A 12,697-nucleotide genomic window follows, 5' to 3' on the forward strand; every position below is an offset into this window, starting at 1 on the left:
AGCTCCATATCTGTAATTATTAATCCAATATGTACCTAAGTTCGTATAGGTATCTATCGGCATAATTTTTAAATTAAGAAGCCCTTCTCTATTTCTTTGGCTTTAATCACATTGAGGTTTCCATGGCGTACAGTACTTTTCGACAAGAAAAAAATGATCAATTGAAAGAACCTATGTTCTTAGGTAACTCGGTAAATGTTGCTCGTTATGACCAACAAAAATTTCAGATCTTTGAAAAACTTATCGAAAAGCAACTTTCGTTCTTTTGGCGTCCGGAAGAAGTTGATGTATCTGGTGATCGCATTGATTACAATAATCTACCAGAGCATGAACAACATATCTTCATCAGTAATCTAAAATACCAAACCTTATTAGATTCAATCCAAGGTCGAAGTCCAAATGTGGCACTGCTTCCTTTGGTTTCTATTCCTGAACTAGAAACTTGGATTGAAACATGGTCATTCTCTGAAACGATTCATTCACGCTCTTATACTCATATTATTCGTAATATCGTTAATAACCCTTCTGTAATTTTTGATGATATTGTTGAAAATGAAGAAATTTTAAAGCGTGCAAAAGACATTGCTCACTATTATGATAATCTAATCCAAGCAACAAATGATTACCATCGTTTCGGTGAAGGTACTCATGTTTTAAATGGTGAAGAAGTTACTATTTCTAAACGTGAGCTGAAAAAGAAATTATACCTTTGCTTAATGTCTGTAAACGCATTAGAAGCCATTCGATTCTACGTAAGCTTTGCTTGTTCATTTGCTTTTGCTGAACGTGAATTAATGGAAGGTAATGCTAAAATTATTAAACTGATCGCTCGTGATGAATCATTACACCTAACCAGTACTCAGCACATGCTAAATCTTCTTCGTACAGGTCAAGACGATCCTGAGTTTGTTGAAATTGCATCAGAATGTGAGCAAGAGTGTTTTGATCTATTTAAAGCGGCTGCTGAGCAAGAAAAAGAGTGGGCAAGCTATCTATTCAAAGACGGCTCAATGATTGGCCTAAACAAGGATATTCTTTGCCAATACGTTGAATATATTACCAACTTACGCATGAAAGCGGTTGGACTTAACAGTGCTTACGAAGGTGCGACACAAAATCCAATTCCATGGATAAATTCTTGGTTAAGTTCTGATAACGTTCAAGTTGCCCCTCAAGAAACAGAGATCAGCTCTTATCTTGTAGGACAAATTGATAATGATGTGGATGCTGATGATTTAGGCGACTTTGAATTATAATTTCATTTCACCTCTTTCTTTAAAAAGCCGAATTTTATTTCGGCTTTTTTTTGACAAAAATTTGACGCACTCCACATTTTCATCAATATAAAAGTATCAGAAACGAGACGTCGCTTCATGTAAAATTACTTATATGCCATAATCTATTGTAATAGAACAAAAAATATAAATATAAATTATGGCTAATGAACAATGGACAAGTTATCTATTGGAGCAAGTAAGGCAACTGCCTATTGCTTCATCAAAACAGCAGGTGCAATTTCGCCTCAATACTATTACGTCTGAATCTTTAAGGCAGAACCAAAGTATTCCCCCCCAATTTGAATTTATTTTTCAAAGGTTCTTATATTCTCGCTCAGGAAGACTAATCGAGTCCATTAACTTATTTTTCGATGCTATTACTTTTGCTCAACAAAATAAGCAAGAATTTCTTATTTGTTTTTGTCATTATAATATCGGCACCATTTATGGCATGCTCGGTAACTATTTTTATGCTCATAAGTTCTTAACAAAAGCAGAAAAATCAAATCCGATTGGTGATGACTATATAATTGGCCTTATAAAAAACAATATTGGTGATATCTTTCTCCAGCTTGGTAATTTCAATGAAGCCCTTACACATTTTGAAGAAGCCACTTTGCTTCTGCAGCAGCACGCTCATAAATTGTCAGCCGCAACATCTCAATTTAACATAGCCGAAATTAAAGCGAAACAATGCCACTTTGATGAAGCGTTAAATATTCTCGATAACCTATTTGATGATATAAAAGAAGAACCGCGATTGTTAGGGTTTTATTACAAAATAAAAGCGGAAATTGCAAATGGCCATAATAATATTGATGAAGCAGGTGCCTTTCATCTTTTATCTATTGAAAATATGTGTCGCTGTCAAAACAACTACTATCAAGCTGAAATGATCCTTGAATATTGCCAATATTTAACAAGTCACCATAAGTACGAAACGTTAGATGCCTATATTGAAAGCGGTTTATCCATTGCAAAAAGCATTGAAAGCGATAAATTAATTGATGGGTTTAATGACATAATCTTACTTAGAATTAAAGATATCCCAGCAATTGAAATTCGTGAACAGCATTACCAAACATTAACATCTTCGCTGCTTAATTCACGAAGAGAATTACTTAAAAGAGAAAGTGATTACCTACAACAATTGTATCGCTTGAATACAGCTAAATTACAATTAAGCACGATGAAGTCATTGTCAGATAACTTAGCATTAGTGAATAAAATTGGGCAATACATTAATAACAGTACTGATCTTCAGAGTATTCTTCCTACTATTCAACAAGACCTTTCTACTTTATTTCAAACAGATACTCTAGCATTAGGCTTCTACGATAAAAAAGCTGATTCTATTTCAATCCATTACCTTGATGAGAATCACACACCAAAAGCGCCCTATGTGGTCAACTGCAAAAGTGAAGCGACTTACATGAGCTATTGTATAAAAAGTGATTCAGCTTTTTATTTTAATCATATGAATAGCGAGCAAAAAGTTACCATGCTTGGTGATAAGTGCGATAAAAAGGTTCACTTTAAATCAGTCATGTTCTCACCAATAAAAATCAATGGTGAGATACAAGCCGGATTTACGGTTCAAGCAAAAGAGAGCTATCAATACCAAGCATTTCATTTTGAACTGTTTACACAGCTGATCAACTATATTTCTATAGCGCTTGAAAACCAATATAACAGACAACAACTGCTTTATCTTTCCCAAACAGATCACCTTACACAGGTGTGGAATCGTAAATCACTTGATGCACATTTCCTACAATTAAAAAAACAGCCCTCTAATGCCTACACCTCTATAATGATTGATATTGATCACTATAAAGAATATAACGACACCTATGGGCATATTGCTGGCGATAACGTACTGATTAATATCAGCAAATTAATCAAAGAGCACTTTCATTGTTTAAATACTGAAGTTTATCGTTATGGCGGCGATGAGTTTTTCATTTTAATCGCAGATATTAATAAAGAAAAAACTCAGGGAAAATTACATTCGTTGTTAAAAGCGATCAAGTATTTATTTATCCCTCATGAAAAATCAACATGCTCTCATTATGTTTCGGCATCGATTGGCATTAGCTACATAGAAGAAGGCTTAAATACATTAACACTTTCTCAGGTTGTTGATCGTGCAGACAAGGCTCTCTATAAAGCTAAAGAGATGGGCCGAGATTGCTACTATGATTTTTCTCATACAGAAGCGCTGATTCAATAAAATGACACACCCATTACTGTGAAACTTATGCTATTATTTTGTTCAATTTAATGAGCTGAGCTTCCATTACATGTCAAAAATCCACATTAATAAAATAACTACGCTCCACAATCAAGAAAATAAAACCCTGCTAGAGATAATGGAAAGCAACGGGATGATTGTGGAGTCACAATGTCGGAATGGTGACTGTGGTACATGTCGATGCACATTGATATCAGGTGAGGTCAGTTATCAGAGTTTCCCTCTTGCCTTTTTATCTACCAACGAAATATTACCATGTGTATGCAAAGCAAAATCAGATCTTATAATTGAAGGGGTAACCTTTCAACTTACTGAAAAAAAAGCATAAAAAAACGACCCTATAGGATCGCTCTTTAGTATTTTATATTTAGCTAATATTACTGCAATGCACTTTGTGGTACATAAATCTCAGATTCTCTATTCAGAGATTCATATTGACCAAACATTGGTTTCTTTTCTAAACAGCGACGCAACATATCAAGCATTAATGTTGATAAAATCGCTCGCATGTCATTATAAACATAATTACGTTTCAGACTCACTAACTGGCCCCACTCTCCATAAGGAGTAGATAACGCAACGGCAACCTTTCCCTGAATAATTGGTCCAGATGCTAAACCAATGGCGGTTTGAGTTCTTTCACGTGTTGCTGCTGCAAGTGCTAAAGCGGCGGCTAAAGGATCTTGACCTGCCATCTGTTGATCGACTTGTGAAGAGAGAATCCAGCCTTGCTTCATATTTACACGGATTTGGTCATCTTCTTGTAACCAGTTGGTTAACCACCCTCCTGTCGCCTGTTCTGCCACAGTAAGATTTAATGAAAACTCACTTAATAACGCCCCTACATTTGGCAACATAGATTCATCAACACTAACGACATTATCGCCAAGTAAATGATACATACGCTCTAGTACAGGGAAACGGCCATCATGATTTGCAGGTCCAAACAGTTTTACTTCAATAAAAGGCAGTGACGAGCGATAACCAATTTCAAAACCATAAGGTAAACGTAATTGTTGCAGTTTATCTTGAATGCCCGATTCAGATAAACCAAAAGTAAATAATCGGCTACATTCAGACGCTTCAACCATTGGATGCCACTGCTTCATACGAGGCAATATTTGATGTTCAACCATTACTTTAAATTCAGAAGGAACACCAGGTGTAAACAATACGATCGATTTATTTACTTCGATAAAAAAGCCACAAGCCGTACCCACTGGGTTATCAATTATCTGAGCCCCTTCAGGTAGCATAGCCTGTTTAATATTGCTATTTGGCATTTCTCGGCCTTGCTCTAAATAACGAGCTTGCATTCGTTCTAGCCAATAATGAGACATGACTAGTGGCGTATTCATCACCTTTGCTGCTGCTTCACTAGAAATATCATCAGATGTTGGCCCTAACCCACCATTAACTATAACAATAGATGCGGTTTGAGTTTGGTGTTGTATTTCAGCAACCAACGCATCAATGCTATCACCGACGGTTGAGCGGTTAGATAACTTAAAACCATGTTGATAAAATAGTTGAGACATCCACGCGGCATTGGTATCAACAATGTCACCATGAAGGACTTCTTCGCCTGTGCTAATCATTGCTACTTGCAACATGCACTCTTCCTCTTTGATATTTCTATAATTCCTCCTAATTTATCACATTAATCGTTTTAAAAAACTAATCTTGTTTTAATTCAGATAAATATCCACCAAAAAACCAAGTGTAAATATTAATTTACAAAAACTGTAATTCAATCAATACAAAATGATTGAGTTAATATTAAAATACGCGTACATTCTCACCATTAAAAAAGGTTTGATTTAGTATAGAAGTGGTATAAATGAAGACAAAAGTATTAGGAAGCTCTCTCATTATTGCAGGAACAACGATTGGCGCAGGTATGTTAGCCTTACCTCTTGTCTCTGCGAGTCTTGGTTTCTTTACAGCAAGTGTGTTAATGGTCGGTATTTGGGCGATCATGAGTTACACAAGCTTGTTAATGCTAGAAGTTCATCAGCATGGGCACCAAAGCGCAACACTACACAGCCTTGCACTTCAATTTTTAGGAAAAAATGGGCAGCGAATCGCTACTTTTTCAATGTTATTTCTCTTTTACGCATTATGCGCTGCATATATCGCAGGTGGCAGTGAACAATTTCATGAGAAAATTAATCTAGTGAGTCCTTTTCAGCTACCAAAAACATTCTCAACAATTCTGTTTACCATAATTGTCGCAGTAATTATTGCGCTTGGAACAAAAACGGTTGATGTCATTAACCGTGGGTTATTTGCATTAAAACTCATCATGCTGGTGTCGATTCTATTTTTCTTAACACCAAACATTACTGGCGAGTACTTAATGTCACTTCCTGTACATCAAGGGGTCTTTATTACTGCTTTGCCTGTTATTTTCACCTCATTTGGTTTTCATGGCAGTATCCCGGCAATCGTTAATTACCTTGACCTTGATATCAAAAAGATAAAAATAAGCTTGTTAATTGGTTCTTCTCTTCCTTTAATCATTTACTTGTTTTGGCAAGGGATTACTTTAGGTCAATTATCTCAGTCTGAATTTGAACAAATTAATGGTCTAAATCAGTTCATTACTACGATTCAACAATCAATCGATCATCAATTTATTCAGATTGCCTTATCATTATTCGCAGATTTAGCACTATTAACTTCGTTTATTGGTGTGAGTTTAGGTCTTTTTGAGTTTTTACGTGACTCTTCAAAAAAATGGCAAAAATCATCTATCATAACTGCTGTTTTAACCTACACTCCACCACTGATGTTCGCTTTATTTTACCCACAAGGTTTTATCACCGCTCTAGGGTATGCAGCTATCGCACTTGTAATTCTTGCTCTATTTTTACCTGTTGCTTTAGTCTTTTCTGCTCGAAAAATACATAATAATGCAGAATACACAGTCGCAGGTGGTAATATTGCACTTACACTTGTCGTACTGTTTGGCTTAACCATTATTGGTAGTCAGGTATTAAGTTCATTCTAACGTCAAATACACTGAACTAAAAAAGCTAACTGTAACCATCTGAAGTAAATGCCTATTTCTCTTTTTAACAGAGTCATAATTGGGCATTTACTGCTTTTATGTTTTGCATTTTCTGCCTAATAGTAGATAATTGTGATCTAGCTCAGTATTTGATTTAATTAAGGACTTTCCGTGAAAAAACAAGCAATAGCCAGTTTGCTTTTAGGATGTGCAGCTTCATCACCAGCATTTGCATTAGATACTAATAGCGCCTATGACATGGAATATCAAAATGATTGCTCCACCAACATTTATTCTAGCTATTGTTCAACGGCCTCTTTTGATTTCTCTCCAATGCGATTAGATGGTGATATTACTCCGTCTAAAGTTTCAGAAAATGATACGTATGCAGACAGCACTCAATTACCACACTATTTACGTGTGTCGGACGAGCGTGATTGGGACTACCTAATGGAGCAGTCGTACACCATCCTTGGCTTGAGTGTTGCAACTGTTGGTTTAATGACTTTTCTTCCTGAAAGCATTACTAAATGGGATTCAGAAGATTCAAGCATTAAAGGTCTGGGTTCTAAATGGAAAGATAACGTAAGTGCTGGCCCTGTTTGGGATAAAGATGAGCATTTCTTAAATTACATTATGCACCCATACTTTGGTGGTGTTTACTATACTGCCGCACGTCACGCAGGCTTTAATGAGTTCGAATCTTTCTTATACTCAACAACCATGTCTACTTTCTTTTGGGAGTATGGGGTAGAAGCATTTGCTGAAGTACCTTCTATTCAAGATTTATTCGTAACCCCATTCTTTGGTGCTGTTGTTGGTGAGCTAATGTTACAACAAGAACTACGCATTACAGAAAATGGTGGTGAAGTCATGGGCTCAGATACCTTAGGTAGCGTAAGTCTGTTCTTCTTAAACCCTGTCGGACATATCCACTATTGGGTAACGGACGCATGGGGTGGCGATACTGAAGTTAACTTGGCTTATAATGCATGGTTCAGTAATGGTGATGCCGCACAATTTGCTTATGATGCAGGTATGCCTTATACCGATCAGTTTGTGGGTCTTGAAGTTAAATTAAAATTTTAAACCTTTCTTAGTTTAACGATTAAGGGCACTCTTTGTAGTGCCCTTTTTTATATCAAAATATCACAGGCACAAAAAAACCGAGACAGTCTCGGCTTCTTTGTGTCTTAAAGTGAGTTACTAAAGCATTATGCTGCTTTGTAAATTACTTTATTACCAGCAAGCTGCTCACGCACAACTAGGTTTTCTTCAACTAGCTTTTTCAAGCCACCTGTTGCCCATGCAGCTGCTTTTGCTTCTTCTTGACCAGCTTTAACACCGATCTCTTTTGAATTGATACCTTCAGGATTCTGGCAAACAATATCAAATACAGTCTGTTGCTTTGGCGTAAGAGCGATATCTGTCGCTACTGTTGCCGCTTTAGGTGCTGCTGCAACTACTGCTTCCACTTTCTTCTCAACTGGTTTAGCTACTTTTGCAGGTTTAGCTGCTTTTTTCACTTCAGTTTTTGGTGCAGTTGCTTTAATTCGTTTATGCAGCTTAGACTGTACTTTACGTTTGTGAGCAATTTTCATGAAACTTAAACTCCGTTGCGCTAACTCTATTTTTAAGCCGTTAAGACTCAAAAATGATAGCGGAAAAAAGATGTCAATTCCTAAAGTGAAACTCAAATAGTCGTATTGGAATTGGCGAAGCGCGTTTTATACCAAAAAACGCGCAATATTTATAGAGAGGATGACACTGTATGGCGAAAAGTACGGCAATTTTGCCAATTTTCTTACCAGAATGGCATTTCATCCGCAACAAACGGGTTTGTTCTGCGCTCATGACCAAAAGTTGACTCTGGTCCATGGCCCGGTACAAATTTCATCTCATTACCTAAAGGCCATAGTTTTGTTTTGATCGATGCAATCAGCGTATCAAAATCACCTTTAGGGAAATCAGAGCGACCAATGGCACCTTTAAATAATACATCACCAACAAATGCCATCTTAGCTTCTTGGTTAAACAAAACAACATGTCCCGGTGTATGACCAGGAGTGTGTAAAACATCTAACTTTTGATTACCGAATTCAATCACATCGCCTTCATTTAGCCATTGATTAGGCTCGAATGCTTCAGTGTGAGGGAAACCAAATCGTTCACTTTGATTAGGAAGCCCTTGTAACCAAAAGTTATCTTCTTTATGTGGGCCAATAATCGATGCATTAGTAATCGCAGCTAGGTCTTCAGTGCCACCAACATGATCGAGATGACCATGAGTTAGTACCATGTGTACAACATCAATATTTAACGCATCAATCGCTTGTTTTAGCAATTGAACATCACCGCCGGGATCGATAACAACCCCTTTCATAGTTTCATCGCACCATACAATTGAGCAGTTTTGTTCATAAGGAGTCACTGGAATAATTTGATATTGTAAACTCATAGCTTTCTCTTCCTAAAATAGTTACTCCAAGAATAGCACGGCTCTTATTTTAGGGGAATTATGATGTTTCTTTTAATGGTAATCGTTAAACCACAGTTTGTGTGATCTGACTCCAATGGTTATCCCACATGACATTAGTTTGATGACTAATCACCTCACCATTTTCAGAACGAGTAATCACTTTGCCAGTGCCAGAGCTAATGTGCCATTGTAATAAACGACTATCTCTATTATTGACTACCACGCCTGACGCATCAGCTAACGAGGCGATCTCGACCAATTGATTATTTTTTAAATTCCAAACACCGTAACAATTCCCTCTGGGTGACGTAGCAACAACGTGTTCGCCAAGCACAGCAATACTCGCTATATAATGATTAAATCGCAACCACTCCTCTGGTTCCGCATTTAATTGTTGTAGAGCTTCTCCACGTCGATGTACAGCAACCAATGGCACACCATCTTCTGGCTCTCCTCGATATTGCTGTCCACACAATACTCGGCCATCATCCATTAAGGATAAGTGACGAATACTTAATTTATGATCCGCTAATCCAACGCGTTCAAGAACTTCACCAGAACTTGTCGATAAATACACAAGTGCTGGTTTCATTGATTCTAAATTAAGAGGAACTCGGCCTTTAGTATGAACACCACCAACTCCAATGGCTAAGGTCGTATCATCAACACGAATTACCTCATGTGGACCAATACCAAACCCTGAGAACTCTCTCACTTTTATTAATTGAGTCCCCTGCAATTGATAAACCCCGATAACTCCCTGACTGGTTTCTTTCTCTCCTTCAGTGGTGTAAAGCGTTAACCCATCAGAAGAAAACACACCATGACCATAGAAGTAACGATTTGGCATTGATGGCGTAATTGGATAACTTACACCCGTCGTTATATTAAATAATTGCATGTAATTGCCGGGGCGACGAGCAAATGCAACGGCCAATTCACCATTCGGCGTAATTGCAACGCCATGCCCTCTTTCCGGTAAAGGGATAGAATGAATCGGGTTTCCCTCATTATCAGCCACCACAGCACCAAAATGTCCATTTGAAGTTCGAGAGCAAGAGATTAAAGCCGCATTTTTATCTGAACTCGGTACGGATGAACACGCCGTTAGCCACGGTGACAATGTTATGGCCCCTAGGCTACATTTTAGCAGTTTTCGTCTTTGGTTATTAATCGCCATCGGTTGCATTAAATCCTATAGCAATGTTCAATTCGATAGCCACTTCTTCATGAATTAGGTATTTCAAATACTCGAATTTGTTATATAGAGCCAAAGTATTTTGATAACCAGATTTTGTCTGTAACTCAGCAAATAGTGATGACGATTCAGGCCATGTTTCTAACGTAGAATTAAAATGGTCTTCAATTCTATCAGCCAAATCAGCATACCCTTGCTTACGTAAATAATCATCAAGTCCAACACCATTTGCCAAATACAAATTTTTCATCGCTTCTACATTATATTTAAGCCAAGTAAGGGAGGTTTCTGAACGCCATGATTCCGAGAAATAAGGTCGAGGTTGCCCTATCTTTGCAAGCGGGCGACTGAGCTTTTTCATGCTGTAATCAAGCTGATTAGCTAGTAACGCAATGTATTCATTTAACCACATGGTTTCATCTAATTGAGACCATGGATTAACTTGCCATGCTTTCGCGACTTTTTGAGTGTTAAGCGCTAAATTTGCAGTAATCGCTTGGCCTAGATGACATGACTCTGATGCTGGCAATATCGAGGCTTTATCAAATAATAACCACTCAACCGCACCTAAACCTTGAGTCGTCACACTCTGTTGCTGAATTAACTCACTATTCCAAGTTTGTTCTGTTTTCAACAACTGAGACATTTTACGCCCAGTGGTGTTTTTCTTATCAGGCCAAAACTGAATATTCCAATTAACACTAAGTGCTGCCTCTGGCCCTCGCTCTTGACCTTGCAGTGCCATCCACGCTTGCATTGTTTGCTGCCACTGCATAACCAGCATTTCTTTTTCAGTTTTATTCGTACAATACCCTTCAAAATTCTCCGCCAATCGTTGACTAGATTCAACTAAACGCTGGGCTGACTGCTGCTCAATATAATAAACATGGTCAATCATACTTGTAGAGTTAGGAACTTGATTAGCCTCATTCGTACTTTGGCAGGCAGTCAGTAACACCGTGCTGCTTAACAATAAATAGATAGTTTTCATTACTTACACCTTATAACGAATCTAAAAATGCTAATAACGCATTACGATCTTTTGTCGATAATTGAATGACTTTATCTTTAGATGGCTGAGCCTCACCGCCATGCCATAAAATTGCTTCTAGTACATTTCGAGCTCGACCATCATGCAAGAACTCTGTATGTCCATTGACTTCTTTTGTATAACCTAGCCCCCACAGTGGTGGTGTTCGCCATTCTTGACCATTAGCCAAAAACTCTGGTCTATTATCAGCAAGCCCTTCTCCCATATCATGAAGCAGCATGTCCGTATAAGGGTGAATTAACTGATTAGATAACGCAGGCCTATCTTCAACTTTTGCCGTTTTGATATTTGTTTTATGGCAACTTTCACAACCGATATCTTTAAATAACTGTTGTCCTTTAATTACTTGAGGAGCATTAACATTACGACGAATAGGAACCGCTAAGTGCTGAGAATAAAACTCGACAAAATTTAAAATCTTATCACTCACTTCAGGTGTACCACCGTGAGGCAATTTCTCACAAATCCCCTGAGCTTCAGTACAATCATCTTTAGGGAACATATTACTGGTTAAACCCAAATCACCATTAAACGCCGCAGCATTTTGCTGCATAAGTGTTGGTTGTCCAGCCTTCCAGCCAAAGCGACCTAACTCTAGTTGATTGGTTTCTACACTCCATACGCGATTAGCCTTACCAGAAATGCCTTGATCCTCTTTTTTTTGTTGTTCAGCAAAACCTAAAATAGTGGATTCGGAGATAGATTCTAATAACCCCAAACCAATCATTGGCGGAGCAACCCGTGCCGAGAGCAATACATTATCTGCCATATCTCCATACGCTAGCTTTGTGATTGATAAATTAGGCTTACGTAACGTGACAACGTCACCATCAGCCAAAGTGATTGGATGGGCTGTATAAGTTATTTTAATTTGGCCTTCTGGTTCAATTCCTGGTAAAGCAAAGTCTTGTAATTGACCGCCGTAAATTGGCTCTGGGATCACCCCGTCTAAAATGACACGTTTTTTCTGCTCCGCAGTTAAAGCAGGGACACTTAACCGCACTAACATAGAAACCGCATTAGTATCCCCCTCTTTCGGCGTATGGCCTCGCCCATCTTTAATATGACAACTCTGACAACCATTGGTATTAAAGAACGGGCCTAATCCATCACGGGCATCGGTAGACGCAGGCGCTTGCACCCAAGGATTACGAAAAAAGCTATTACCTACACTAAAATCTAGTCGTTTACTCATTGGTAGGTTAGCGGCAGGTAGAGAAAAGGCATTTTGACCGTTTTTCTTTACGCTGGTTTTTCCACCAGAAGCGATATCGGCAGAAAAAGATGGGAAAGAAAGAATTGATAATAAAGCGATTGCTCCAAGCATTGCGGGTTTCATGATATCGAACATCCTGATCATCATTAATATTGTTCTTATCCATATACCTAGATTGGTATTATTTAGTTGTTTTTTTTACGATAAGG

Annotated in this window: 11 protein-coding genes; 5 read left to right on the top strand and 6 right to left on the bottom strand. The window is 37.9% G+C overall.

All coding sequences use genetic code 11. The features are described from left to right. Positions 1-122: 122 nt before the first annotated feature. The 3 genes from nrdB to yfaE all read left to right on the top strand — a co-directional run bounded on the left by nrdB (position 123) and on the right by yfaE (position 3,859). Positions 123-1,256, top strand: a complete 1,134-nt coding sequence (gene nrdB / locus PVK71_RS11755) for a class Ia ribonucleoside-diphosphate reductase subunit beta (RefSeq protein WP_274418848.1) — start codon at positions 123-125, stop codon at positions 1,254-1,256. Positions 1,257-1,434: 178 nt separating this feature from the next. Continuing rightward, entirely contained in the window at positions 1,435-3,510 is a 2,076-nt protein-coding gene (locus PVK71_RS11760; protein ID WP_274418847.1) for a tetratricopeptide repeat-containing diguanylate cyclase, read from the top strand. 70 nt (positions 3,511-3,580) lie between these two features. After that, a complete protein-coding gene (yfaE, locus tag PVK71_RS11765) occupies positions 3,581-3,859 on the top strand; it encodes a class I ribonucleotide reductase maintenance protein YfaE (protein ID WP_274418845.1) in 279 nt (92 codons plus the stop codon). Positions 3,860-3,908: 49 nt separating this feature from the next. Here the strand turns inward: yfaE and PVK71_RS11770 are convergent, their stop codons facing one another. Beyond that, positions 3,909-5,144: a CinA family nicotinamide mononucleotide deamidase-related protein gene (locus PVK71_RS11770; RefSeq protein WP_274418844.1), complete on the bottom strand. Its 1,236-nt coding sequence runs from the start codon at positions 5,142-5,144 to the stop codon at positions 3,909-3,911. 227 nt (positions 5,145-5,371) lie between these two features. On the opposite strand from PVK71_RS11770, the gene PVK71_RS11775 reads away from it, so the two are divergent. Together PVK71_RS11775 and PVK71_RS11780 are read left to right on the top strand one after the other, a co-directional pair. After that, the gene (locus PVK71_RS11775) at positions 5,372-6,544 is read left to right on the top strand and encodes an aromatic amino acid transport family protein (RefSeq protein ID WP_274418843.1); all 1,173 of its coding nucleotides are present in this window, start codon (positions 5,372-5,374) and stop codon (positions 6,542-6,544) included. A gap of 171 nt (positions 6,545-6,715) precedes the next feature. After that, on the top strand, positions 6,716-7,633 hold the full coding sequence (locus tag PVK71_RS11780) for a DUF3943 domain-containing protein (RefSeq protein ID WP_274418842.1): 918 nt from the start codon (positions 6,716-6,718) through the stop codon (positions 7,631-7,633). A gap of 125 nt (positions 7,634-7,758) precedes the next feature. On the opposite strand, the gene PVK71_RS11785 is transcribed toward PVK71_RS11780, so the two are convergent. The 5 genes from PVK71_RS11785 to PVK71_RS11805 all read right to left on the bottom strand — a co-directional run bounded on the left by PVK71_RS11785 (position 7,759) and on the right by PVK71_RS11805 (position 12,611). Further along, positions 7,759-8,145: a hypothetical protein gene (locus PVK71_RS11785; RefSeq protein WP_274418841.1), complete on the bottom strand. Its 387-nt coding sequence runs from the start codon at positions 8,143-8,145 to the stop codon at positions 7,759-7,761. A gap of 203 nt (positions 8,146-8,348) precedes the next feature. Then, positions 8,349-9,002, bottom strand: a complete 654-nt coding sequence (locus tag PVK71_RS11790) for an MBL fold metallo-hydrolase (RefSeq protein WP_274418840.1) — start codon at positions 9,000-9,002, stop codon at positions 8,349-8,351. Between the two features lie 85 nt (positions 9,003-9,087). Continuing rightward, a complete protein-coding gene (locus PVK71_RS11795; RefSeq protein WP_274418839.1) occupies positions 9,088-10,203 on the bottom strand; it encodes a DUF1513 domain-containing protein in 1,116 nt (371 codons plus the stop codon). Further along, the gene (locus PVK71_RS11800) at positions 10,193-11,212 is read right to left on the bottom strand and encodes an imelysin family protein (protein ID WP_274418838.1); all 1,020 of its coding nucleotides are present in this window, start codon (positions 11,210-11,212) and stop codon (positions 10,193-10,195) included. Before PVK71_RS11800 ends, PVK71_RS11795 begins: the two co-directional genes overlap by 11 nt. Positions 11,213-11,222: 10 nt before the next feature. Further along, complete coding sequence (locus PVK71_RS11805) at positions 11,223-12,611, bottom strand: di-heme oxidoreductase family protein (RefSeq protein WP_274418954.1); 1,389 nt, start codon at positions 12,609-12,611, stop codon at positions 11,223-11,225. Between the last annotated feature and the right edge of the window lie 86 nt (positions 12,612-12,697).

It is taken from the genome of Aliivibrio sp. S4MY1, from assembly GCF_028765545.1.
Taxonomy (GTDB): Bacteria; Pseudomonadota; Gammaproteobacteria; order Enterobacterales; family Vibrionaceae; genus Aliivibrio.